Origin of the sequence: Enterobacter vonholyi, assembly GCF_040834095.1 — a bacterium.
GTDB lineage: Bacteria > Pseudomonadota > Gammaproteobacteria > Enterobacterales > Enterobacteriaceae > Enterobacter > Enterobacter vonholyi.
In genome coordinates this window covers 2276805-2299951 of the sequence record NZ_CP162152.1, presented here as the reverse complement: position 1 = coordinate 2299951, position 23147 = coordinate 2276805, and the positions used below count along the sequence as shown (strand labels likewise).

The 23147-nt window shown below is 59.3% G+C and carries 22 protein-coding genes; 3 read left to right on the top strand and 19 right to left on the bottom strand.

Annotation, left to right across the window (positions count from 1 at the left end):
• Positions 1 to 6: 6 nt before the first annotated feature.
• From AB3N39_RS10885 to AB3N39_RS10835, 11 genes are all read right to left on the bottom strand, one after another.
• A complete protein-coding gene (locus AB3N39_RS10885) occupies positions 7 to 996 on the bottom strand; it encodes a putative FMN-dependent luciferase-like monooxygenase (protein ID WP_133294481.1) in 990 nt (329 codons plus the stop codon).
• Entirely contained in the window at positions 993 to 2600 is a 1608-nt protein-coding gene (locus AB3N39_RS10880; protein WP_325849262.1) for an ABC transporter ATP-binding protein, read from the bottom strand. The genes AB3N39_RS10885 and AB3N39_RS10880 overlap by 4 nt, the downstream gene beginning before the upstream one ends.
• Positions 2597 to 3448: an ABC transporter permease gene (locus AB3N39_RS10875; protein ID WP_136194914.1), complete on the bottom strand. Its 852-nt coding sequence runs from the start codon at positions 3446 to 3448 to the stop codon at positions 2597 to 2599. The genes AB3N39_RS10880 and AB3N39_RS10875 overlap by 4 nt, the downstream gene beginning before the upstream one ends.
• Positions 3445 to 4389, bottom strand: coding sequence for an ABC transporter permease (locus tag AB3N39_RS10870; protein ID WP_136194913.1), 945 nt, complete (start codon positions 4387 to 4389; stop codon positions 3445 to 3447). The genes AB3N39_RS10875 and AB3N39_RS10870 overlap by 4 nt, the downstream gene beginning before the upstream one ends.
• A 10-nt stretch (positions 4390 to 4399) precedes the next feature.
• A complete protein-coding gene (locus AB3N39_RS10865) occupies positions 4400 to 6019 on the bottom strand; it encodes a TIGR04028 family ABC transporter substrate-binding protein (protein WP_367896710.1) in 1620 nt (539 codons plus the stop codon).
• A 150-nt stretch (positions 6020 to 6169) separates the two neighbouring features.
• Entirely contained in the window at positions 6170 to 7180 is a 1011-nt protein-coding gene (adhP, locus tag AB3N39_RS10860; RefSeq protein WP_115875167.1) for an alcohol dehydrogenase AdhP, read from the bottom strand.
• 198 nt (positions 7181 to 7378) lie between these two features.
• Entirely contained in the window at positions 7379 to 9091 is a 1713-nt protein-coding gene (locus AB3N39_RS10855) for an ABC-F family ATP-binding cassette domain-containing protein (RefSeq protein ID WP_325813465.1), read from the bottom strand.
• A 382-nt stretch (positions 9092 to 9473) separates the two neighbouring features.
• Entirely contained in the window at positions 9474 to 11171 is a 1698-nt protein-coding gene (locus AB3N39_RS10850; protein WP_023335794.1) for an NAD-dependent malic enzyme, read from the bottom strand.
• A gap of 176 nt (positions 11172 to 11347) precedes the next feature.
• Positions 11348 to 11485: a stationary-phase-induced ribosome-associated protein gene (gene sra, locus AB3N39_RS10845; protein WP_008501714.1), complete on the bottom strand. Its 138-nt coding sequence runs from the start codon at positions 11483 to 11485 to the stop codon at positions 11348 to 11350.
• Positions 11486 to 11580: 95 nt separating this feature from the next.
• Entirely contained in the window at positions 11581 to 11796 is a 216-nt protein-coding gene (gene bdm, locus AB3N39_RS10840; RefSeq protein ID WP_008501713.1) for a biofilm-dependent modulation protein, read from the bottom strand.
• Positions 11797 to 12028: 232 nt separating this feature from the next.
• Positions 12029 to 12880, bottom strand: a complete 852-nt coding sequence (locus tag AB3N39_RS10835) for a Vmh family MBL fold metallo-hydrolase (RefSeq protein WP_133294476.1) — start codon at positions 12878 to 12880, stop codon at positions 12029 to 12031.
• 110 nt (positions 12881 to 12990) lie between these two features.
• Between AB3N39_RS10835 and AB3N39_RS10830 the strand changes: the two genes are divergently transcribed.
• On the top strand, positions 12991 to 13866 hold the full coding sequence (locus AB3N39_RS10830) for a LysR family transcriptional regulator (RefSeq protein WP_367896709.1): 876 nt from the start codon (positions 12991 to 12993) through the stop codon (positions 13864 to 13866).
• 19 nt (positions 13867 to 13885) lie between these two features.
• Here the strand turns inward: AB3N39_RS10830 and AB3N39_RS10825 are convergent, their stop codons facing one another.
• Positions 13886 to 14845, bottom strand: coding sequence for a hypothetical protein (locus AB3N39_RS10825; protein ID WP_367896708.1), 960 nt, complete (start codon positions 14843 to 14845; stop codon positions 13886 to 13888).
• Positions 14846 to 14960: 115 nt separating this feature from the next.
• On the opposite strand from AB3N39_RS10825, the gene AB3N39_RS10820 reads away from it, so the two are divergent.
• Entirely contained in the window at positions 14961 to 15389 is a 429-nt protein-coding gene (locus AB3N39_RS10820) for an OsmC family protein (protein ID WP_367896707.1), read from the top strand.
• Positions 15390 to 15412: 23 nt separating this feature from the next.
• On the opposite strand, the gene AB3N39_RS10815 is transcribed toward AB3N39_RS10820, so the two are convergent.
• On the bottom strand, positions 15413 to 16318 hold the full coding sequence (locus AB3N39_RS10815; protein ID WP_367896706.1) for a LysR substrate-binding domain-containing protein: 906 nt from the start codon (positions 16316 to 16318) through the stop codon (positions 15413 to 15415).
• A 114-nt stretch (positions 16319 to 16432) separates the two neighbouring features.
• Here AB3N39_RS10815 and AB3N39_RS10810 point away from each other — a divergent pair, with 114 nt between their 5' ends.
• Positions 16433 to 17182: an SDR family NAD(P)-dependent oxidoreductase gene (locus tag AB3N39_RS10810; protein ID WP_136194908.1), complete on the top strand. Its 750-nt coding sequence runs from the start codon at positions 16433 to 16435 to the stop codon at positions 17180 to 17182.
• Here AB3N39_RS10810 and AB3N39_RS10805 read toward each other — a convergent pair.
• Genes AB3N39_RS10805 through ddpX form a run of 6 tightly spaced genes read right to left on the bottom strand, consistent with a single transcriptional unit; the run spans position 17179 to position 23146 of the window.
• Positions 17179 to 18108 (bottom strand): ABC transporter ATP-binding protein, encoded by a 930-nt coding sequence (locus AB3N39_RS10805; RefSeq protein WP_367896705.1) that lies wholly within the window; start codon positions 18106 to 18108, stop codon positions 17179 to 17181. The genes AB3N39_RS10810 and AB3N39_RS10805 overlap by 4 nt on opposite strands.
• A complete protein-coding gene (locus AB3N39_RS10800; protein WP_252092991.1) occupies positions 18101 to 19087 on the bottom strand; it encodes an ABC transporter ATP-binding protein in 987 nt (328 codons plus the stop codon). Before AB3N39_RS10800 ends, AB3N39_RS10805 begins: the two co-directional genes overlap by 8 nt.
• On the bottom strand, positions 19087 to 19980 hold the full coding sequence (gene ddpC, locus AB3N39_RS10795; RefSeq protein ID WP_288461228.1) for a D,D-dipeptide ABC transporter permease: 894 nt from the start codon (positions 19978 to 19980) through the stop codon (positions 19087 to 19089). The genes AB3N39_RS10800 and ddpC overlap by 1 nt, the downstream gene beginning before the upstream one ends.
• On the bottom strand, positions 19977 to 20999 hold the full coding sequence (locus AB3N39_RS10790; RefSeq protein WP_367896704.1) for an ABC transporter permease: 1023 nt from the start codon (positions 20997 to 20999) through the stop codon (positions 19977 to 19979). Before AB3N39_RS10790 ends, ddpC begins: the two co-directional genes overlap by 4 nt.
• Before the next feature lie 23 nt (positions 21000 to 21022).
• A complete protein-coding gene (locus AB3N39_RS10785) occupies positions 21023 to 22555 on the bottom strand; it encodes an ABC transporter substrate-binding protein (protein ID WP_367896703.1) in 1533 nt (510 codons plus the stop codon).
• A gap of 15 nt (positions 22556 to 22570) precedes the next feature.
• Positions 22571 to 23146 carry a D-alanyl-D-alanine dipeptidase gene (ddpX, locus tag AB3N39_RS10780; RefSeq protein ID WP_367896702.1) on the bottom strand — a complete coding sequence of 192 codons (576 nt, stop codon included), beginning with the start codon at positions 23144 to 23146 and terminating at the stop codon, positions 22571 to 22573.
• Position 23147 lies beyond the last annotated feature (1 nt).

Below are 23147 nucleotides of genomic sequence, written 5' to 3'. Positions count from 1 at the left end.
GTCTCCTCAAAGGATGTGGGGGGCAATATGTTCGGCGATCAGTTCGATAGAGCGCAGCGTGTCGCGATGGGTGGGCTCGACCGAATGGACCTGGAATGAGATGTCCGTGGCGCGCCGGAGAACGGAATCGGCCTGCAGCGAACGCAGCACCGTCTCGGGCGAACCGATGTGGGCGTCGAACTGGCGACGAAAATCTGTGACGGTGTCACCTTTAACCGCGTGTCCGGCAGCGCGATGCTGCTTTGCCTGTTTCGTGAGGCCCGGCGTCGCAACCTTCAGCGCATAGTCATCGCTGTCGGCGACGAACGCGGTACGTGAGGCAAGAATGCGCGGTGCGATGCCCGCGGGCAGCGCCTCAAGGTAGGCATCCACAATCGGGTTCTGGATCGCGTCGAGCGGTAAATCCAACTGGTCTGCCGGGCGCGGCTGCGTGCGGGAGAGCATTAAACCGTGTCCGGCCCGCGCGGCGCGAACGGCACCGTCGACGGAAAAGGTGGCAATCCAGATCCGGTCAGCCAGCTGTGGTGCAGGCGGGTAAAGGTGGTTATCCGGATGGGTGAGCGAATCCCCGCGCCAGGCGCTCTGGATCACATGTAGATGGTCGGCAAAGGCCGCGCCGCGCTGTTCAAACGTCAGTCCGAACGGCAGGAAAGAGGTCGGCGTGCCGCCCGAACCAAAACCGACTTCGAGACGTCCATCGGCGAGTAAATCCAGCACCGCGGCATCTTCTGCGACGCGCAGCGGGTTTTCCATCGGCAGGGTAATGATGGCCGTACCCAGCCGAATGGTTTCGGTATGCGCCGCAACGTGGGCCAGAAACAGCAGCGGCGACGGCAGGCCGCCTTCATTCTCATGGAAGTGGTGCTGAGCAATCCAGGCGCTGTCAAAACCGTGGCGTTCGGCGTGGCGGATCTGTTCGGTTGCCAGACGATAGCGCTCCTTCGGCGTGGCGTCGTCAAGCAGGCGGGTGAAAAATCCCAGGCGTTTTCGCGTCATGCGAACTCCTCCGTAGCGGGTGAAAAATGGGGAATGGCAGCAATCAGCTCGCGGGTATAGTCGTTCTGTGGCGACGTGAATAAGGTTTCGACGTCGCCCTGTTCGACCACCTGACCGCTGCGCAGCACCGTGACGCTGTGGGCGATCCGGCGAACGGTGGAGAGATCGTGCGTGATGAACAGGTAGGTTAATCCCAGCTGCTGCTGTAACTGCTGAAGCAGTGCCAGGATCTGCGCCTGCACGGTGACGTCCAGCGCGGAGGTGGCTTCGTCCAGCACCAGAATAGTCGGCTCCAGAATCAGCGCCCGGGCGATGGCCACGCGCTGGCGCTGACCGCCTGATAGCTCCCTGGCGGTGCGGGTCAGGAGTTCGACGGGCAGCGCAACCCGCTGCGCCACGGTTTCCACTAGCACCTTTCGCTCAGCCTTCGCGAGGCGGGAAAAGTTCTTCAGGGGCTCTTCGATGATGTCAAACAGCGTCTGACGCGGATCGAGAGAGGCGAACGGGTTCTGGTAAACAAACTGGATCTTCTGGCGCAGCTGACGACGGGCCTCGCGGCTGAGGGCGGTGGCATCAATGTCATCAATAATGACCTGTCCGCTGTCGGCCTGTTCAAAACCCAGCAAAATACGGGCGAGGGTGGTCTTCCCCGAGCCGGATTCACCGACCAGCGCATGGGTGCTGCCGCGCCTGACGTCAAACGTCACCCGGTCCAGCGCCTGAAGCTGATGATCTTTGCCCAGCGAGAACCGTTTGCTGATGGCGCGGGCGCGAATGGCCGGTGACGCGAGCGGCAGGCCGGCTACCGGGGCGATGGTCAGGCGCTGGCCCTGGAGATCGCTCAGCAGCTGGCGGGTGTAGGCGTGCTGCGGCGTGCGAACGATATCGGCGGTGTCGCCGTGCTCCTGAACCTCACCATGGCGAAAAACCAGCAGCCTGTCCGCGCGCTGAGCGGCCAGCGCCAGATCGTGGGTGACAAACAGAACGGCAGTACCCGATTCCCGGCGCAGGATATCCAGCAGATCGAGAATGCGTTTTTGCACCGTCACGTCCAGCGCGCTGGTGGGCTCATCGGCAATGATGACGTCCGGACGCAGCGCTATCGCGATGGCAATCAACACGCGCTGTTTCATTCCGCCGGAGAGCTGGTGCGGATACTGCTTCATGCGCTGTTCGGGGTGGCTCAGGCCGACCTTTGTCAGCAGGGCAAGCACCAGCTCGTCGCGTTGGGCGCGAGTCACCTTATGGTGCAGCTGAATAATTTCCCCGACCTGACCACCGATCGTCTTCACCGGGTTGAGTGAATTACCCGGATCCTGCGGAACCAGGCTGATTCGCGCCCCGCGCAGGGTATCGAGACGCTTCGCTGACCACCGGCTAATCTCCTCGCCGTTGAGCACGATTTTCCCCGCATCGCGACGGGCGTTATCCGCCAGCAGGCCAATGATCGCCTGTGCCGTGGTCGTTTTGCCGGATCCGGATTCGCCGACAAACGCCAGCATTTCCCCTCGCTTGAGGGTAAAGCTGACGTTATGCACCACCTCGCGCCACTGGCGCGCGGTACGGTAGCTGATGGTCAGGTTTTCTACCGAGAGTACGGTCATTTCAGGCCTCCGCTGAACTGCTGGCTGATACGGTTGGTGGCAAGCACGACGGCGATGACGACCACGCCGGGGAAGGTGGTTAACCACCAGGCGGTAGAGAGATAGTTACGGCCTTCGGCGATCAATAAGCCCCATTCCGGCACGGGCGGCGGGGTGCCGTAGCCGAGAAAGCTCAGCGTTGAAAGGGCCAGGATAGCCTGACCAAACTGGAGCGTGGCAAAGGCAAGGACGGCGGTTAAAGCGTTGGGCAGGATGTGTCGCCACAGCACCGCCAGGAACGTCCCGCCGCTGCCGAACGCCGCCTCGACGAAATCCGTATGGCGGATGCGCACCACTTCACCGCGCGCGAGGCGGGCGAAGCTGGCAATGGAGGCCACGCCGACGGCAATGGCGGCGTTAACGGTGCCAAACCCGAGCAGAATAATAACCGTCAGGGAAAGCAGCAGAGACGGAATGGACAAAAGTACGTCGACAAAACGCATCAGGAAAGACTCGACGCGTCCGGCGAACGCCCCGGCGACAACCCCCAGACCTGTGCCGACCACCAGCCCCATCGTGACGGCAGCGAGCGCCGCGCTAAGGGAGTGGGACGCACCGTACACAATACGGGTGTAAACATCGCGGCCAAGCTGATCGGTGCCGAGCCAGTGTCCCGCCTGCGGCGCCAGACGTTGCGCTCCGGCGATGCCCTCAATCGGGCTGTAGTGGGTTAACAGGCCGGGCGCCACGGCGGAGAAAATCGCAATGATAATTACCGCCCATGCCAGCCACAGTCCGGGCTGCCACGCGACGCCCTGCCAGCCGGGAACGCGTTTTCGCGCGGCGGCAGCGTAATCGACCAGGCTCATGATGCACCTCCGGTAACAGTTTGCAGACGGGGATCCAGCAGCGGCATAAGCAGGTCCACCAGCAGGTTGATCAGGACAAAGCCGAGGGCGGAAATCATCACTACCGCCTGAAGTACGGCAATATCCTGGTTATTCACCGCCTGCTGGGTCAGCTGCCCGAGCCCGCTGCGGCCAAAAACGGTTTCCGTGATCAGCGCCCCGGCAATCAGCTCGCCCAGCAGCAGCCCGGCAATGTTCAGGACAGGCAGCAGGGCGTTGCGGGTCACGTGACGCCACAGCACGGCGGTTTCACTCAGCCCTTTGGCCCGGGCTACGGCAACAAACGGATGCGTCGCCACCTGGTCGAGGCTGCGCATCAGGATTTGCGCCAGCGGGGCGGAGATCGGGATCGCGACGGTCACGATCGGCAGGATCAGCCCCTGCAGCGGCGTCGGGTTAATCACCGGGATCAGCCGCAGCTGAAAAGAAAAGAGCTGGATGAGGGCAATCCCCAGCCAGAACGTGGGTAAGGAGATAAACAGGACCGGCAGAGACTGGAGGGTATTGCTCAGCCAGCGCAGACCCGGCAGGCGCGACGCAAAGGCCAGCGCAAACGCCAGCAGAACCGCGAGCACAAACGCGGGCAGGGCGAGGCTCAGGGTATCCGGCAGATTGCTGGCAATCAGCTCGCTGACCGGCACGCCGGCCTGTAGCGAATAGCCGAAATCTCCGCGCAGCATCGCCAGCAGCGTATGGCCGTATTGCTGCCACAGCGGGCTGTCCGCGCCGTAGGCCACGCGCATCTCCTCAATTTGCGCCGGGCTTAAGCCCAGGTCCGGGTTCTGAAATTTAATCAGCACCGCGTCGCCCGGCAGCACCTGGAGCAACACGAACGAGAGGGTAAAGGCGGCCCACAGTACCAGCAGCCCGTGCCCAAAGCGTTGAAGAAGTGCGTGGCGCATCGTCAGCTCCTCAGTGTTTCTCAATCCACGCGCCGTAGAACGACGGGCGGCCGACCGCTTCAAACTTGACGCCTTTTAGCCACGGCGCACCGGCAAAGACCTGCGGCTCCTCGAAAATTGGAATGACGTAGGCGTTATCCAGCAGGTAGCGCTGGGCATCGCCGGTCAGCTGCAGGCGTTTTTGCTGATCGACCTCTGAGGAGATATTTACCAGCAGCGCATTCAGCTTGTCGTCACGGAAGCTTTTGACCTTGTCGCTGGAGCCGCCTTTTTGCAGCAGCGCGTCGCGGTTAGCGGGGTAGAACATGCTTTTCACCACGTCAGGATCGGCGCGTCCCACTTCGGAGACGGTTAACGGGGTTTTCAGCGGATCAAGGTTATCCAGCGTGCGGCTGCCAGCGTCGCCGGCCTTCACGCTCAGCGCCACGCCCACCTGGCGCCACTGCTGGGCAACCAGCTGCAGCACCTCTTTGTTTTGCGGCTGCGGCAGGGATTCGTACACCGTCAGCGCCAGCCGTTGCCCGTCTTTGGCGCGGATCCCGTCGCTGCCCGCTTTCCAGCCCGCCTCGTCCAGCAGCTGGTTGGCTTTTGCCGGGTCAAAGGTCAATTTATCGCTGAGATCGACAAAACCGGCGGCGGAATCGGCAATCACCGACTTCGCCTGCGGATAGTTGGCCGAGAAGAGGGTCTCGACCACCTGTTTTGCGTTGGTGGCATGCAGCAGCGCCTGGCGCACGCGAATATCGGAGACCAGCGGGTTATCCGGGCGGAAGCTGATGCTGTCGTTCACCCCGCGCGTTGGGGCGGCGTAGATTTTATAGCCCTGGTCTGTCGCCTGCTTTTCGTCATACGCCTGGACCTGGCGAATAAAGTCGGCCTGACCGGCCAGCAGGGCGCCGACGCGCACGCTGTCTTCCTGGGTCACGATAAACTTGATGCCGTCCAGATTGGCCGGCCCCTGCTGCGCCAGGTTTTTCGGTCCCCACTGGTAGTCCTTACGCGCTTCCAGCGTCACTTCGCGACCCAGCTTCTCGTCCTTCACCACAAACGGGCCAGAGCCAATGATATGCCGGGCGTCACCCAGCTCTTCAAAGTTGCGCTTCAGCGTGCTGAGCGAAACCAGGCCCGAGCCAATCGTGGCGGTGCCCTGCAGGAACCCCGGCGACGGTTTTTTGAAGTAGAACTTCACGGTCAGCGGGTCGACCACTTCGCTGCGATCGTAGTTATTGATCACTTCTGACACCGGAAGACGCTGCGCTTTGTTGCCTAAGCCGTAGGTATCAAAGTTCTTCGCTACGGCGTTGGCGTCCAGCGGCGTGCCGTCGGAGAAGGTGATGCCGGGACGCAGCTTAAATGTGTATTCGGTTTTATCGGCGTTGGTGGTCCAGCTTTCGGCTACCCAGGGCTCCACCTGTAACGTTTTCGGGTTCTGCCACGTCAGTTTGTCGGTGATCTGGTTCAGAATGCCGCCGTTCGGGTAGAAGCCGCCGGCAGGCGGGTAAAGGTTGGTATGCGCCTGTTGCTCCAGATAAATCAGAGTGCCGCCTTTGACGGGCGCATCTGCTGCCCACGCTGCGGTGGTCGTCAGAATCAGCGCCGTCAGCAGCGGCAGACGAAATGGGGTTTGCATGGTGAATTCCTTTGTTATCTTCTTGTTAGCGTCGGATTCATCATCGGGCGCGGGGGAAAACAAGGGAACAAAGGAATTAAGATAAGGATTGCCGGAAAATGGCTATAAAAAAACCGCCCCTGTCAGGAGCGGTAATTGAACGGTGGGTGATTATGAACGCAGGTCAATCACCATACGGCCACGGATCTGGCCCTGTTCCATCTCTTTAAAGATGGCGTTGATGTCCTCGATAGGACGCATCGTGACTTTCGGCACGACCTTGCCTTCAGCGGCGAACTGGAACGCTTCCTGCAGATCCTGACGGGTGCCAACCAGCGAACCCACCACCTGAATACCGTCCAGCACCAGACGCGGAATATCCAGGCTCATCGCTTCCGGCGGCAGGCCAACCGCGACCACGCGGCCACCGGCACGTACGGCATCTACCGCCGAGTTGAAGGCGGCTTTTGCGACGGCGGTGACGACTGCAGCATGCGCGCCGCCGGTTTTCTCCTGCACAATTTTAGCGGCATCTTCGCTGCGGGAGTTGATGGTGAGATCCGCACCCATGCTGGCCGCCAGCTTCAGCTGTTCGTCGTTAACGTCAAGCGCGATGACTTTGGCGTTAAAGACGTTTTTGGCGTACTGCAGCGCGAGGTTGCCCAGACCGCCCAGACCGTAAATCGCAATCCACTGGCCTGGTTTGATTTCGGACACCTTCACCGCTTTGTAGGTGGTGACCCCGGCGCAGGTGATGCTGCTGGCCGCCGCCGAATCCAGACCGTCCGGCACTTTTACCGCATAATCCGCGGTGACGATGCACTCTTCCGCCATGCCGCCGTCAACGGAGTAACCGGCGTTTTTCACGTCACGGCACAGGGTTTCGTTGCCGGTATTACAATATTCGCAGTGCCCGCAGCCTTCAAAGAACCAGGCCACGCTTGCGCGGTCGCCGACTTTCAGCGATTTCACGCCTGGGCCGACTTCTTTTACGATACCAATCCCTTCATGGCCCAGGATAACCCCGGTTTTATCGCCAAAATCACCGTTCTTCACGTGGAGGTCGGTATGGCATACGCCACAGCACTCCATCTTCAGCAGAGCTTCCCCGTGCTTTAGCGGGCGCAAGGTTTTTTCGGTGACATTAACCTGATGATCCTGAGTGACAACAGCAGCCTTCATGTGTATCTCCTTGTTCATGATGAGTATCTGCATAGCAGGTGTAATACTCCTCAAGGATTAGTGGTTTGGCGCTGTAATGCAAGGCAACGGCAACATAATGTCATTATTTAATCCATTTTCAGAATAAGAATACGGCGTTCCTCTAATAATTTAGGGGGAAAATACTGGCCCGGCGAGAGAGACTCGCCGGGCGCAGACTTACAGCTGTGCTTCTATCTCCTTAATCTCTTTACGCCATTGAGCCTGCAGCTGCGGCTTTTGATGCTTAGGCTTACGCGCCAGATCGTCTTCCAGCAGCGTTTCCAGTGCGACCAGCCGTTCGAGCAGATCGTCATACGGCGAGGATTGAACCGCCGAAGCGGTGATAGCAGGTGCGGTGGATGTCACCAGCCCCGCGCTTTCACGCAGACGCTCAAAGACCGCTTCTGCATCGTGCCACTCGCTCAGCTTTTCCTCTTCAATCAGCCAGAAACGGTTGCAGCTTTGGCTAATTAACTGTCGGTCATGGCTGACCAGCAGAACGCCGCCTTCAAACTGCTGAAGGGTTTGCGCCAGCGCCTCTTTGCCTTCCATGTCGAGGTGGTTAGTTGGCTCATCCAGCATCAGCAGGCTGTAGCAGGCAAGCGTCAGGCCCACGAACAGCAGGCGCGAACGCTCGCCGCCGCTGAGTGTGCTGACTCTTTGCCCGTGGCGGGACCACGGGAACCCGGCGCTTATCAGGGCCATTTTGCGATTCTGCGGATCAGGTGCGAAAGGCTCCAGCGCGTCGAGAAGCGTGGCGTTGTCTGCAAGCTGATGAAGCGTCTGGTCGTAGTAGCCAGGCGACACGCGCGGATGGATTTTCAGCCCGCTTTCCGCCGGTTCATCCGTAAAATGTCGCCAGATAAGCTTCATCAGTGACGATTTGCCGCAGCCGTTACGACCAACAATCGCCACGCGATCGCCGCTTTTCAGGCGCGCCGTTTCGATGTTAAACAGCGGCGGTAGCCCAGGCGCGGGCGGGACGCCGAGGTTTTCCATCTCCAGTAGACGATCCGCCCGCAGCGCGTCGCCGCGCAGGGTTAGCGTCCACGGGCTGCCCGCCGTGAGCGCGGTCTGGCTCTCTTTGAGCCGTTCGACCTGTTTTTCCATCTGTTTGGCTTTGCGGGCCAGGTCTTCGTTGTCGTAAACCTTGCCCCAGGTCGCCAGACGTTTGGCGCTGGCGGTTACGCGGTCGATCTCCTTTTGCTCCGCCTTGTGGCGCTGCGCGTCGCTTTCATCTTTGGCGTCAAGCGCCTGACGTGCCGCCGTGCAGGGAAGGGCAAAGTAGTGCAGCGTTTTATCGCGCAGGATCCAGCTGCCGTTGGTGACGGCATCCAGCAGCCGTCTGTCATGCGAGACCAGCACAAAGCTACCCGACCAGTTCTGTAGGAAGTGTTCCAGCCAGAGCATGGTCGGCAAATCAAGGTGGTTGCTGGGTTCATCGAGCAGAAGAAGGTCTGGCTCGTGAATCAGCGCCCGCGCCAGCAGCAGGCGGGTGTGCTGCCCGCCGCTCAGCGTGGCGGAGTGCAGCATCATATCCTGCGGCGTAAAGCCCATGCCTGCCAGCAGCGTTTCGGCTTTCCAGCGCAGGCTGTCCCGTTCAGTTGAGGGCAACTGGGCCAGGACGGCATCCAGCATGGTCAGCGGTAAAATAGCGTCCGGGAGATGTTGCTCCACGCGCGCCATAAGGCAGTGCCCGGCCAACGCTACCGTTCCGGCCGCAGGGGAGTCCGTGCCGTCCAGCACCTTCAGCAGCGTACTTTTGCCGCAGCCGTTGTCGCCCAGCAGGCCAATGCGGTCGCCTTTTTTCAGCGTAAAGGAGAGTGAGTCGAAGAGCGTGCCAAACGCCGTATCAACGCGTAAAGATTGTGCAGTGAGTAAAGTGCTCATTGTTGCTTACCCAAGAGTTACAGGCATGTTTATGCCTCGTCAAACATCGCTGACGATAACTCAGTAAGCCCGAGAGAAGGGATTTCAGGGGTTGGTGTCTTCGCTCAAGCAGAAGTTATCGCAGCACGATACCGATAACGCTTGAGCTGGTGCGATCACCAAATGTATGTGAAACATTGAAAATTTCACGATACAGCATAATTGGCCTCCTTATATATTCAGTGGGTTAATGGATGAATGGAGTGTAGCGGGGGAAAAGGGGTTTGGCTAGTGGGTATTCGATGGTGCGGTCTGTTGCCCTCACCCTGACCCTCTCCCACAGGGAGAGGGAAAACACCCGGCCCGTAGGCCCGGTAAGCGAAGTGCCACCGGGCGGAGCGGATTAAATCGACGTACGGCGATAGCTGCGGTATTCAGGCTTCCAGAAGTTGTCGTCGATGGCCTGCTGCAGCGCGTCGGCAGAGGTTTTCACCGCCACGCCCTGCTGCTGCGCCATTTTACCTACCGCAAACGCGATCGCGCGCGACACCTTATGTATGTCCTTCAGCTCCGGCAGCACCAGCCCTTCACCGTTGTTGACCAGCGGAGAGTAGCCCGCGAGGGTTTCGCTCGCCGACATCAGCATCTCATCGGTAATACGGGACGCGCCGGAGGCGATCACGCCCAGCCCAATGCCCGGGAAGATATAGGAGTTGTTGCACTGGGCAATCGGATAGGTTTTATCCTTCCACACCACCGGATCGAACGGACTGCCGGTCGCAACCAGCGCGTTACCTTCGGTCCAGGCAATGATGTCCTGCGGCGTCGCTTCCACGCGGGAGGTCGGGTTGGAAAGCGGCATCACGATAGGGCGTTCGCAGTGCTTGTGCATCTCGCGAATGATCTCTTCGGTGAAGAGGCCGGTTTGCCCGGAAACGCCGATCAGAATATCCGGCTTCACGTTGCGCACCACGTCCAGCAGGGAAAGGACTTCGTTGTCGGTATCCCAGTTTTTCAGGTTCTCGCGCTTCTGCACCAGCTTCGTCTGGAACGGCAGCAGGTTCGGCATGCCGTCGGTCAGCAGGCCGAAACGGTCAACCATAAAGACGCGGGAGCGGGCCAGCTCTTCGCTTAAGCCTTCGCGCTGCGTCTGGGCGATAATCTGCTCGGCAATACCGCAACCCGCAGAGCCTGCGCCCAGGAAGACGATTTTCTGGTAGCTCAGCTGGCTGCCGGCTGCGCGGCTGGCGGCGATAAGCGTACCCACCGTCACGGCTGCGGTGCCCTGGATATCGTCGTTAAAGGAGCAGATCTCATCGCGATAGCGGTTCAGCAGCGGCATCGCGTTTTTCTGCGCGAAGTCTTCAAACTGCAGCAGAACGTCCGGCCAGCGGTGCTTCACTGCCTGGATGAAGTCGTCGACAAACTGATAGTACTCGTCGTCGGTAATGCGCGGATGGCGCCAGCCCATATAGAGCGGGTCGTTGAGCAGCTGCTGGTTGTTGGTGCCGACGTCCAGTACGACCGGCAGGGTATACGCCGGGCTGATGCCGCCGCAGGCGGTATAGAGAGAGAGTTTACCGATTGGGATCCCCATCCCGCCAATGCCCTGGTCGCCGAGGCCGAGAATACGTTCGCCGTCGGTCACCACAATGACTTTGATATTGTGGTTCGGCACGTTCTGCAGAATATCGTCCATGTTGTGACGGTTCTGATAGGAGATGAATACCCCGCGGGAGCGACGGTAGATCTCTGAAAAGCGCTCGCAGGCCGCACCCACCGTTGGGGTGTAGATCACCGGCATCATCTCTTCGAGATGGTTCTGCACCAGGCGATAGAAGAGGGTTTCGTTGGTGTCCTGAATGTTGCGCAGGTAAATGTGTTTGTCGATTTCAGTTTTGAAACCCTGATACTGGATCCACGCGCGCTCTGCCTGTTCTTCAATGGTTTCAACCACTTCCGGCAGTAAACCCAGCAGGTTAAAGCTGCTGCGCTCTTCCATACTGAAGGCGCTGCCTTTGTTGAGCAGGGGGAATTCGAGTAAAACCGGTCCGGCGTATGGGATGTATAAGGAACGATGTTTTTTCAGTTTGTTGTCCATGTCACTCACTCTTTTTATGAAGATCCGTCCCTGACACTGCTGTTTGTCATCTTTCTGGCCTGTGCGATGGGGTGCGGTCCGACGGTATTATAAAGGAGCTAAATATTAATTACCGCAACACATAAACAAAAACACCACCGGGATTACCGATGGTGTTCTGGATCTCAGTCTGAAACTTACTTGCCGGCGTGGCGTTTTCTGCCGGTGGCGTGCGTGACCTGCGTTTCGTGGTCGCCTTCAATCACCACTTTACGCTGATTCGAAAGCTTGTAGTTCAGTCCCAGAATATGGCGTGCCTGACGGTTCGATTTCATGTTAACTCCTCAATCCTGTTGATAGTTTTAAGGACCAGTTTGCTTACGCAAACGAAATGTAACCCCTTAGGTTGCAGATCCAGCTTAGCAGGTTTTTACAAGGGTGCGTTTTGCCCGCTGACGACGTAGTTAATGGTCTGCTGGTAGATGTCACTGAGGATGTCATTATCTGTGGATTCCACCCACCTGGTCAGTTCCATCAAAATGTCATCTTCAGTCACAGCACCGTGCTCGGCGTGAAGACCCTGCGCAATCGCGTTAACGAGTTCAGGTTGTGCTGCTGCGGTATTAGCCGGGTAATAAGTAAACATGCTGCCTCCGTGTCGTTTTCTGTTTAATGGTACGGCTCGCAAAAAATGTAATTCATAAACAGAATGGCAAATATTTTCCCGGTTGTGGTTCAGATTCATCTTAGAAATAAAAATGACATAAGTGCATGCTTTTATGCGCTTTTGAAATGTGGGGGTTAATCGAAGTGCTGTTGAGAGGATATTATAACGGTGCTCCTGCTATCACGAAAATATAGCAGGAGCAGAATTTAAATTACCACTTCATTTCGCCAGTATTCACCTTAGCGCTTAATTCCAGCGAGCTCTCTTCGACCAGGTTTGGATATTGTTTTTTCAGGGTGCTGATGACGCCCGCAGAATCTTTATGTGCCGATAACGCCTGTTCAAAATGCTGCAGATAGTCGCGGGTAAAATCAATCGCCCCTGTCCCGGCTGGCGGGGTACCCAGATAGTGACCCGGAATCACGCGCTCGGGTTTGTGCGCCGCCATGTTCACCAGCGTTTCCTGCCACTGCTTGCGGCTTTCCGCCGTCTGGGTGTCTGCCGTCCAGACGTGAATACCCCAGGCTACCCCGGTGCCGCCGAGGATCGTTTTCGCTGACGGGATCCACACATAGGCCGCGTAGCTGTCAGGCTGTTCGATGTCGATCTTCTCACCGTCAACCATAAACGTGGTGGAGGCGAGCACCTGCGGGACGACCAGCTCGGTCGGTGCGCCGTCTTTCATCTGTGGACCCCAGAAGGCGAGCTTGGCGTCTTTGGTGGCCTTGATGTGGTCAACCACGTGCTGCGTGGCCACCACTTTGGCGTTCGGGAAGGCTTTGACCAGCGGCTGCAGGCCAAAATAGAAGTCCGGATCGCCGGAGGTGATCACAATCTTATTCAGGGTTTTACCGCTGCGGCGAATTTTCTCTACCAGCGCTTCGCCATCCTTCACGCTGAACTGCGCGTCAAACAGTACGGCTTCTTTCGGGCCGGAAACCAGCGTGGAGGAGACAGCGAAAATGCCTTTCTCCTGCGGATTATAGGTGTCAATGGTCAACGGCGCGGCAAAAACAGCGGGTGTGAAAAGGGTGGAAAGCAGGGCAAGGTGAGTGAATTTCATGCTGTTGTCTCTGTTGTTCAGGAATGTCTTTATTGTACGGATATTTGCATTTGCCAGAATTCCTGAAACAAGACATGCTTAGTTTCATAAATCGAGCAAATGGAGCTTATATGGATCGCGTTATTGCCGCTCAGGTTTACAACCGGATATGCGAGCTGGGGAGTTTGAGCGCTGCAGCCCGCGCGCTGGGTATTTCCCGCCCGATGGTCAGCCGATACCTTGAACAGATGGAGAAATGGGCGGGCACGCGGCTGGTAAACCGCTCCACGCGCAAGCTGACGCTGACCGCGGCTGGCGAAAAGGTGTTGCAAAAAACGCGGACGCTCTCGCAGATCTCACAGGAAATTGAAGGCCAGTCGGAAAAAGATCTGCCGTCCGGCACCCTGCGGGTGGCCTGCGCGCACTTTACCGCAATGCATCTGATTGCGCCGGTGCTGCCCGGTCTGCTCTCGCGCTACCCGCAGCTGCGCATTGAGCTGGACGTGAACAACCACCCGGTCAGCCTGGTGGGAGAGCGCATTGATGTCGCCGTACGTATTACCGATAACCCTGAACCCGGCATGATTGCCCGCCGGCTGGGGGAGTGCCGCTCGGTGCTTTGCGCCTCGCCGGAGTATCTGGCACAGCACGGTATTCCCGTCAGTCCCGAAGAACTAGCCCGGCATAACTGCCTGCACTACAGCTTTTTTGCCGGGCAGTCCTGGCACTTCCTGACGCCTGAGGGCGAAAGCCTGAGCGTGGCCGTCAGCGGCAACCTGAGCGCCAGCATCTCTTCGCTGTTGATGGACGCGGCGATTAAGCACTGTGGTATTGCCATGTTGCCGGAGCGCGAGGCGCGTGCCGCGATGGATCAGGGATTGCTGGTGTCGGTACTGGAGGCTCTGGAGCCGAAACCGCTTGCCATCCATGGCATTTATCAGTCACGGGAATACCAGCCTGCCGCGCTGCGCGTGTTCCTCGACGAACTGGCCCGCTACCTGGCTTAAGAGCAGGCCTTGCGGTCGATTATTTTGCCATTAGCCAGGGAGAGGACGTGCTCCAGAAAATAATATCCGCCCCGAGATAATTTTCCGCGAACCGATCAAATTCTGCTTTGGTGAAGGGCTTGCCGGTCTCAGGATTTTTATAGGTCAGGGTCGGTTCCTGAACCGCCATGGCGATGAGCGGCAGCGTCTGTTTATTTTTATGGAAGAAGGGATAGGCATTCTTCATGTGTGCCTTGCGGTTGGGAACAATGTCCGGCCCACCCAGACCGACATTGTTGGCGCTGGCATACGTAAACAGACGGCCCATGTAGTTGTGGTCATTATCCCACTCGCACGGCCAGAAGTTCACGTATTGCACCACGTGTGATTTCTTAAAAGCCTTTCGCGCAAAGGCCAGATTTTCCATTTCTCCAGCGAAATAGCTGTCGCAGGTAAACCCGGCGGGCGGATTTTTTTCGTCGAGATCGATGGCGGTTTCGGGCAGGTTTACGCCATACACCTCGCCATCAAAGCGTTTCGCGAGGGCGGCCAGCAAAGCCTGGTAGCGCTGGCGCACGGCGGGATCCCACTGACGCGCCACCCATCCGGAACCGACAGGCTTGCCTTCGCCGGGGTTATCGAACTGCGGCGCAATCCCCCCACCGTATTGCTTATCGTGCATCAGATAGTCCGGCACGTAGCGGGCGTCCGCCTCAAAGAAGCGATCCTGGATTTGAATAAAGAGTTTTTTTCCGGCGGCTTTAACGCGCGCCAGATCCTGTTCTATCCGCGAGAAGTCATAGTTGTCTTTGCCGGGCTCCAGCAAGCGCCAGTTGTAAACGATCTGCACCCCGCCGACATCGCTTCGCGCAACGAGCGGAAACACCGCGTCGAGCTCGCCGGAGCTGGTGTAGATAAAATTCTCCGGCGTTTTCGCCAGTGAAGACAGCGATACCGCCAGTGTGGTCAGGGCAACGGCCATGCTGATTTTTAGCGCCATATCATTATCCTTTTTGTCGGTTCAGCAGGTGAAAGTCCTGGAATTGTCTGTGTTCCAGGGTGGGGCAGATGCGTAGTCTATACTTAACCCTTTGTAAGCCAAAAGGAGAGCAAGAATGACTATTCATAAGCACGGTTCGGCACACTGGTCTGGCGACATTAAGCGCGGAAAAGGAACGGTTTCCACCGAGAGCGGCGTTCTCAATCAGCAGCCTTATGGTTTCAATACCCGCTTTGAGGGCGAAAAGGGGACCAACCCCGAAGAATTGATTGGCGCGGCACATGCGGCCTGCTTCTCAATGGCGCTGTCGCTGATGCTCGGTGAAGCGGGCTATACCGCCGATTCCATTGATACCACCGCGGACGTCTCTCTGGATAAAACCGACGGCGGCTTTGCGATTACGAAGGTTGCCCTGAAAAGCAAGGTGACCGTTCCCGGCATCGCCCCCCAGCAGTTCGACGGTATTATTCAGAAAGCCAAAGCGGGCTGCCCGGTTTCGCAGCTCCTGAAAACTGAGATTACGCTGGACTATAAGCTTAATTAAACCGCAGCCGGGTTTGCGCCCGGCTATCCCTTCAGCGCGGCGGGAAACACCTCCGCCAGCCAGGCAATAAACACCTTAAGACGGTGCGTCAGATGCCGGTTCTGAGGGTAAACCACATGAAACGGATAGGCGGCAGGGCGCCAGTCGCTCAGAATCGCCGTCAGCGTTCTCGCCCGTAAATACGCGTTTGCCGAATACTCAAAGGTCTGAACGATCCCCAGCCCCGCCGCGGCAGCCGCCAGATGGGCATTACTTTCATTTACGCCGAGATAATGCGGAACGTTGATTTCCAGCGCCTCGCCGTTCTTTCTGAAGCGAAAAGGAAACGCCCGCCCGGTGACGGGCGAGAGGTAGCTAATGAGCTTGTGCCCGTTGCACAGCTCCTGCGGATAGGCCGGAACGCCATGGTTTTTCAGGTAACCCGGCGTCGCGCAGGTGACCATTTCGGCGTTACCGAGATGGCGGGCGATGAGGGTAGAGTCGTTCAGCGGCCCGCCGCGGATGACGCAGTCTACGTTACCGCTGATGAGATCCACCGGACGATCGGCTACCCCAAGGTCGATGCGGATCTCCGGGTAGCGCTGCATAAAATCCGGCAGCAGGGGGATAAGCACGTCGCGGGCGGTGGATCCGCCTATATCAACCCGCAGATGCCCTTTTGGCGTCGCGCGGGAAATGCGAAACGCGGTGTCGATGTCTTCGATATCTATCAAGACCCTGAGCGCTTTTTCATAGTATTCCATCCCTTCAGGCGTCGCGACCACCCGTCGAGTGGTGCGGTGCAGAAGGCGTATATCCAGGTGCGCCTCAAGTGATTTGACCAGCTTGCTCAGGGTGGCGATCGGCATATTCAGCGAGTCCGCCGCGCGGGTAAAGCTTCCGGATTCCACGACCCGCGTAAAGGCGCGCATCGCCATGAGCTGGTCCATGATGACCTCTTATTATTTCTGTATGTGAATAGTCATTTTCATTTTTGCCGGTTTTTCACTAATCCTGCAAGGGCTAAAGTTTGTCCAACGCAAACCCAACAAAAGGTAAATGACATGAACACGACTCTCTCAGGAAAAATCGCACTGGTCACCGGCGGCAGCACCGGCATTGGTCTTGCCACGGCGCAGGAGCTGGCGGCGCAGGGCGCGAAGGTGTATATCACCGGACGCCGTCAGGCCGAGCTTGAAGCGGCGGTCGCAGAAATTGCTTCAACGGCAGTGGGCATTCGCGCGGACGTGTCAAAACTGGCGGATCTGGACGAGGTCTATGCCCGGATAGCCAAAGAAGAAGGCCGCCTCGATATTCTGTTCGCCAATGCGGGTGGCGGGGATATGCTGCCGCTGGGCGCGATCACCGAAGAGCAGTTTGACCGGATTTTTGGCACCAACGTCCGCGGGGTGCTGTTTACGGTGCAGAAGGCGTTGCCTCTGCTCTCCGCCGGATCGTCGATTATTCTGACCGGCTCGACGGTCTCCATTAAGGGGACGGCAAACTTTAGCGTCTACAGCGCCAGTAAGGCCGCCGTGCGCAACTTTGCCCGCTCCTGGGCGCTGGATTTGCAGGGCCGTGGGATCCGCGTCAACGTGGTCAGCCCGGGCCCGATCAAAACCCCTGGCCTCGGCGATCTGGTGCCGGAAGAGCACCGCCAGGGGCTGTACGACGCGCTGGCCGCGCAGGTACCGCTGGGGCGTTTAGGCGCGCCCGGTGAGGTGGGGAAAGCGGTGGCGTTTCTGGCCTCCGACGCGGCCAGCTTTATTAACGCCACCGAGCTGTTCGTGGACGGCGGGATGGCGCAAATTTAACCCAGACTTCGCCAGCAGCGGACGTCACGGCCCTCGCGAGAGGGCTGTAACGGCTGAGAACGCTCGCACCCCTGCGCGGCCATCGGGCATCGGTCGCGGAAAAAACAGCCTTCGGGCAGGTGGCGGTTGCCGGGAAGCTCCGTTTTGCGTAAGGCCAGCGTCTCATCCAGCGGTTCACCGGTGCGGGGAACCGAATCGAGCAGCAGACGGGTGTAAGGATGGCGCGGCTCCCCAAGCACCTGTGCGGCGCTGCCAAGCTCCACAATCTGCCCAAGGTACATCACCGCCACGCGGTCGCTCATGTGCCTGACCACCGAGACGTTATGCGAGATCAACACGTAGGTCAGATTACGCTGCTGTTGTAGGGTCACCAGCAGGTTGAGGATCTGCGCCTGCACGGAAATATCCAGCGCGCTGGTGGGTTCATCAAGCACGATAATATCCGGATCGGACGAGAGCGCCCGGGCGATGGCAATGCGCTGGCGCTGCCCGCCGGAGAAGGCGTGCGGAAGCCGGTCGAGATATTCCTGGCGAATGCCCACCTGCAGCGCCAGGTTTTCAGCCAGCTGACGGCGTTCACGCTCGCTGCTGCGCTTTTGCACCCATACCGGCTCGGTGATAATGCGCCAGACCGGCAGGCGCGGGTCGAGCGAGGAGAGCGGATCCTGAAACACCATCTGCATGCCGCCCGCATGGTGCGCCCGCTGGCAGGCGCCGGTGCTGGGCTTAAGCATGCCCATCAGCAGCTGGGCCAGCGTGCTTTTCCCGCAGCCCGATTCCCCGACGATACCGAGCGTTTCTCCCCGACGGATCTCAAGGTCGAGCCCGTTAAGCGCATGGACCTTTTCCGTCACGCGCCCCAGCCAGTTTTTCCGCGCTGCAAAATTGACGTGCACGCTATCCAGTTCCAGCAGTACATCAGACATGGACTTTCTCCCGTTGTGGATACCAGCAGGCGGCCTGTTGGCCTTCTGCGCCAGTGGACGCTAAGCGCGGCGTTTCGCTGCATTTCGCCCCGGCGGCAAAGCAGCGCTCGCGGAACGCGCAACCCGGCGGAAGCTGGCTGAGGTTGGGCACCGTGCCGGGGATGGCGGGAAGCGGGGCACGCGGCTGGCCGTGCTCCGGTGCGCACTGCAGCAGGCCGATGGAGTAGGGATGCACAGGCTGGTGGATCAGCGTTTGCGTGGCACCGCTCTCGATCACGCTGCCCGCATACATCACGTACATTCTGTCGCAGAGCTGGGACACCACGGCCATATCGTGGCTGATAAACAGCACCGAGGTGCCGCTGGCCCGTGCCTTGTGCTTCAGCAGGCGCAGCACCTGCAGCTGGACGGTGACGTCCAGCGCGGTGGTCGGTTCGTCGGCAATAATCAGCTCCGGCTCGCAGGAGAAGGCAAGGGCGATCATCACCCGCTGGCGCATGCCGCCGGACAGTTCAAACGGATAGCGCGCCATGACCTGCTTCGCGTCGGGTATTTGCATCTCTTCCAGAAGGGTAATCGCCTTCTGCTGCGCCTCACGCCGGGAAAGCGGCTGATGCTGGCGAATTACCTCCACCATCTGTTTGCCAATCCGCCGCGTCGGGTTAAGGGCGGTCATGGGCTCCTGAAAAATCATCGCCACCTTTGCGCCGCGCCACTGGCGAAGCTGTTTCTCGGACGCCGTCAGGACGTTTTCGCCGAGTAATTTCACCTGGCCGTGATGAATGCGGTAGCTGCCTTCCGGCAGCAGACGCATGGCGAGCATGGCGGTCACGGATTTGCCCGAACCGGATTCGCCCACCACGCCGACAATTTCACCCCTGCCGATCTCCAGCGAGACGTGGTTAAGCGCGTGGACCTCGCCGCGAAAAATCGGGAAGCTCAGGTGCAGGTCTTCAATCTTGAGTACCGGGTCGGTCATCACTGTTTCCCTCCTGACTTCGGATCCAACAGATCGCGGATACCGTCGCCAAACAGGTTAAACCCCACGGCGGTTATCAAAATCGCCGCACCGGGAAAGGCGCAGTACCACCACTGGTCCAGAACGTAGTTACGGCCGACGGCCACCATCGCGCCCCATTCGGCGGTCGGCTGCTGCGCCCCCAGGCCAATAAACCCCAGCGTGGCGGCCATCAGGATGGCGCTGCCGATGTCCAGCGACGCCTGCACGATCAGCGGCGGCAGGGCGTTACGCAGGATATGCCAGCGGATCAAATGCCAGCGGGAGGCGCCAAAGGTGCGGGCGGCCTGCACGTAGGTAAACTGGCGCACCACCAGGGTTTGGCCGCGCGCCAGGCGGACGTAGAACGGAATGCGGACTATCGCAATTGCCAGCATGGCGTTAAACAGGCTCGGCCCCAGCGCGGCGGCCAGCGCCATGGTCAACACCAGGGAAGGAATGGAGAGCATAATGTCCATCACCCGCATGATGACGGCGTCGCCGCGCCCGCCCAGCACGCCGGACAGACAGCCCAGCAGCGAGCCGATGCCGCCCGCAATCATCACCACCGCCAGCCCGGCGGTAATGGACTGCTGGCTGCCCGCCAGCACGCGGCTGAACAGATCGCGGCCCACCTCGTCGGTGCCAAACCAGTGCTGTGCAGAAGGCGCCTGCAGGCGGGCGGTCAGATCCAGCGCGTTCGGGTCGTGCGGCACTATCCACGGCGCGGCCACCATAATGAAAAGCATCACCAGCATAATGACGCCGCCAACGATCGTGAGCGGGCTTTGACGCAGCATCCAGAACAGCTTTGCCCAGCTGATGCGTTGTCTGGCGGTTTTAACCGGGACGGGCGTTTCCTGCGTTAACATCATTCGGCACCTCCGCGCCCGATTCGCGGGTCAATCCACAGGTAAAGCAGATCGACCACCAGATTAACCAGCACGTAGGCCAGCGAAACCACGACGGCAAAGCCCATCACGGCAGGGAAATCGAGCGCCTGAATGGACGTCACCACCCAGGCGCCCATGCCCGGCCAGGCAAAGACGGTTTCGGTCAGCACGGCGCCGTACAGCAGATCCCCCAGCGCCAGCCCGAGCACGGTAATCGACGGGATCATCGCATTCGGCAGGGCGTAGCGCAGGACGATATACCAGCCGGGCAGGCCGCTGGCGCGGGCCGTACGAATGTAGTCCTCGCTAAGCTGCTCCAGCATCGCCGAACGGACCTGGCGTGCGACGATGCCCAGGTGGACAAATGCCAGCGTCAGCGAGGGTAAAATCAGGTGCTGCAGCGCATTGAAAAAGACCTCGCCGTTGCCCTCAAGGAGCGCGTCCAGCAGATAAAAACCGGTGACGTGCGTCGGCGGGTCGAGCCAGTCGTCCAGCCTCCCGCCGCCCGGCAGGATTTGCAGGTGCCCGTAGAACAGCACGATGGCGCCCAGCCCAAGCCAGAAGGCCGGGGTGGAGATGCCAGTCATCGCCATTAAACGCACCAGGTGATCCAGCCAGCGGTTGCGGTAGACCGCCGACAAAATCCCCAGCGGCACGCCGATGACCAGCGCCAGCAGCAAAGAACAAAATGCCAGCTCCAGCGTGGCGGGGAAAAAGGCCTTCAGGTCTTCCGCGACCGGGCGTCCGGTACGGATGGACGTGCCTAAATCACCGTGGGCCAGGGCGTCCACGTAGCGGCCAAACTGAACGTACAGCGGCTGATCCAGCCCCAGCTGCTGGCGAATGTTCTGCACGATTTCGTCGCTGGCGCGATCGCCGGCCAGCAGACGGGCCGGATCGCCGGGGATCAGGTGCGAAATAATAAAGGTGATAATACAGACACCGGCCACCACCAGGAGTAACCCCCAGCAGCGCTGGCGCACTATGCTCCAGAACGTCATACGCTTTCCCCCGGCGAGAACCGTTATTTGCTCATGGTGGCGATGTTGAACACCTGCTCGAGCATCGGATTAAAGGTGAAGCCTTTGACCTCTTTGTTCATCGCCAGCTGGTAGTTCTTCTGGAACAGATAAACGTACGCCGCTTCGTCGATGACCACCTTTTGCGCCTGCTGGTAATCTTTGGTGCGTTCCGCCTGGTCGGTGGTTTTCAGCGCGGCCTGCAGCAGGGAATCGACCTCTTTGTTCTCATAGAACGAGCGGTTGCCCGGCAGCCCTTTTTTATCCGATTCGAACCAGTAGTTCATGAACATGTACGGGTCGGCAAAGTCCGGGCTCCAGTTGCCGATGGCGATGTCGTAATCGCCTTTGCCGACGCGGTCGCGCATGGTGGCGTTGGCCAGTTTCTCCAGCTTGACGTTAATGCCGATCTTGCCAAGGCTGGCCTGGGTTGAGAGGGCGATAGGCTCCCAGTTTGGATCGTTGTCCGAGTAGAGGAAGGTCAGGCTGGCGGGCTTGTCTTTGACCTCCTCCAGGGCTGCTTTAGCTTTGGCCTCGTCGAGGCTGTACTGCATAGCCGCGGCGTCAAAACCCCACATGCCTTCCGGGATCGGGCCGCGCATTTGCTTGCCGTTGCCGCTCAGAATGCCTTTCACCATCCCCTGATAGTCCGTCGCCCACGAGACCGCGCGGCGTAAATCCACCTGATTGAGCGGTGCTTTGCTGTTATTGAGGTAGAGATAGGTCACGCGCAGGGACGGGTATTCGGCGACGGCGACTTTGCCTTCCTGCTTCAGGGCCGCCAGCTGGTCGACCGGCAGGGAGTCGGCAATGTCCAGATCGCCGCGGGAAAGCTGCAGACGGCGCGAGGCGCTCTCACCGATAATTTTTACCGAGACGCGCTTGAAGTGCGGCTTGTCGCCAGGCCAGTGCGGGTTTGGCACCAGCACCAGCTGCTGGCCTTTCTGCCAGCTTTTGAGCATAAACGGCCCGGAACCGGCGGTATTTTGCGCCAGAAAACCGCGCGCATCGTCTGCGGCATTGGCCTTCAGCACCGCCGGGTTAATGATGGACGCCCCGTCGTTTGCCAGGGTGTAGAGGAAAGGCGCGAACGGCTGGCTGAGGGTGAACTTCACCGTATGGTCATCAACGGCATCTATTTTCAGATCTTTCGGGAAGGCTTCAGACGGCCCCTGGCTGAGCTTCAGCAGGCGCTCAAAGGAGAGTTTGACCGCCTCGGCGGTAACCGGCGTGCCGTCGGAAAATTTGGCGTTATCCGCCAGGGTAAAGGTCCACACTTTCTGGTCGTCGGAAGCTTTCCAGCCCGTCGACAGATCGCCTTCCACCTCGGTAGAGCCTGGCTTGTACTTGACCAGACGCTGGTAGGACGGATAGGTGACGGTCCAGTCGTTGTTATCAATGGTGATGGCCGGATCGAGCGTTTGCGGGTCGGCGGCTTTCCCGATCGCCAGCATGTCTTTCGGGACGGCAGCCAGCGCCAGCGGTGCGCTCAGGGCCAGCGTGGCGGCAATGATGGTCGAGAGAAGCGATGTTTTCATGGCAGTGCTCCAGGTTCAAAGAGAGGTGTGCGTCAGGGGAAAACAGGCAAAACGGTCGTCAAGCAGCGGGTAGCTGGCGGCGTTCGGCAGTTCGAAGTGCCACCATTCGCTGCTGATACCCACAAAACCGCCGCCAAACATGATGGCGTTCAGCAGCAGACGGTTACGCTGGGCGTGCGGCGGTACGGAGGGGTGATACGGATGCGATCGGTCATGCATTTCGTCAAAACCGGCGCCCATATCCAGCACGGCGTTATGTTCGTCCATCAGGGTCACGTCGATGGCCGTGCCGCGACTGTGGTTGGAGCCAATCGCCACGTTGACCACATATTCCGGGTTGGGGCAGGCCTCCCACAGCTGAGCCTGCGCCTGCTGCGGCCGATAGGCGTCGTAGACCACCAGCTTCAGCCCGGCCAGCGTGGCAATGCTGATGGCTTTTGCCAGCGCGGTAGCGGCATCGGTATGCAGCAGGCACAGCGCCTCCTGATAGATCGGACGTCCGGTGATGTTGTCGGCGGTGGCGTATTTCAGATCGATATGCAGCGTGGGGAACGTCTTCGCCACATCAATCAGTTCACTCTCTACGGGCATA

Bases quoted from the DNA above. Each gene is read 5' to 3' on its own strand.
- AB3N39_RS10885 (WP_133294481.1), bottom strand. From the start codon at position 996: ATGACGCGAAAACGCCTGGGATTTTTCACCCGCCTGCTTGACGACGCC.
- AB3N39_RS10880 (WP_325849262.1), bottom strand. From the start codon at position 2,600: ATGACCGTACTCTCGGTAGAAAACCTGACCATCAGCTACCGTACCGCG.
- AB3N39_RS10875 (WP_136194914.1), bottom strand. From the start codon at position 3,448: ATGAGCCTGGTCGATTACGCTGCCGCCGCGCGAAAACGCGTTCCCGGC.
- AB3N39_RS10870 (WP_136194913.1), bottom strand. From the start codon at position 4,389: ATGCGCCACGCACTTCTTCAACGCTTTGGGCACGGGCTGCTGGTACTG.
- AB3N39_RS10865 (WP_367896710.1), bottom strand. From the start codon at position 6,019: ATGCAAACCCCATTTCGTCTGCCGCTGCTGACGGCGCTGATTCTGACG.
- adhP (WP_115875167.1), bottom strand. From the start codon at position 7,180: ATGAAGGCTGCTGTTGTCACTCAGGATCATCAGGTTAATGTCACCGAA.
- AB3N39_RS10855 (WP_325813465.1), bottom strand. From the start codon at position 9,091: ATGAGCACTTTACTCACTGCACAATCTTTACGCGTTGATACGGCGTTT.
- AB3N39_RS10850 (WP_023335794.1), bottom strand. From the start codon at position 11,171: ATGGACAACAAACTGAAAAAACATCGTTCCTTATACATCCCATACGCC.
- sra (WP_008501714.1), bottom strand. From the start codon at position 11,485: ATGAAATCGAACCGTCAGGCACGCCATATTCTGGGACTGAACTACAAG.
- bdm (WP_008501713.1), bottom strand. From the start codon at position 11,796: ATGTTTACTTATTACCCGGCTAATACCGCAGCAGCACAACCTGAACTC.
- AB3N39_RS10835 (WP_133294476.1), bottom strand. From the start codon at position 12,880: ATGAAATTCACTCACCTTGCCCTGCTTTCCACCCTTTTCACACCCGCT.
- AB3N39_RS10830 (WP_367896709.1), top strand. From the start codon at position 12,991: ATGGATCGCGTTATTGCCGCTCAGGTTTACAACCGGATATGCGAGCTG.
- AB3N39_RS10825 (WP_367896708.1), bottom strand. From the start codon at position 14,845: ATGGCGCTAAAAATCAGCATGGCCGTTGCCCTGACCACACTGGCGGTA.
- AB3N39_RS10820 (WP_367896707.1), top strand. From the start codon at position 14,961: ATGACTATTCATAAGCACGGTTCGGCACACTGGTCTGGCGACATTAAG.
- AB3N39_RS10815 (WP_367896706.1), bottom strand. From the start codon at position 16,318: ATGGACCAGCTCATGGCGATGCGCGCCTTTACGCGGGTCGTGGAATCC.
- AB3N39_RS10810 (WP_136194908.1), top strand. From the start codon at position 16,433: ATGAACACGACTCTCTCAGGAAAAATCGCACTGGTCACCGGCGGCAGC.
- AB3N39_RS10805 (WP_367896705.1), bottom strand. From the start codon at position 18,108: ATGTCTGATGTACTGCTGGAACTGGATAGCGTGCACGTCAATTTTGCA.
- AB3N39_RS10800 (WP_252092991.1), bottom strand. From the start codon at position 19,087: ATGACCGACCCGGTACTCAAGATTGAAGACCTGCACCTGAGCTTCCCG.
- ddpC (WP_288461228.1), bottom strand. From the start codon at position 19,980: ATGATGTTAACGCAGGAAACGCCCGTCCCGGTTAAAACCGCCAGACAA.
- AB3N39_RS10790 (WP_367896704.1), bottom strand. From the start codon at position 20,999: ATGACGTTCTGGAGCATAGTGCGCCAGCGCTGCTGGGGGTTACTCCTG.
- AB3N39_RS10785 (WP_367896703.1), bottom strand. From the start codon at position 22,555: ATGAAAACATCGCTTCTCTCGACCATCATTGCCGCCACGCTGGCCCTG.
- ddpX (WP_367896702.1), bottom strand. From the start codon at position 23,146: ATGCCCGTAGAGAGTGAACTGATTGATGTGGCGAAGACGTTCCCCACG.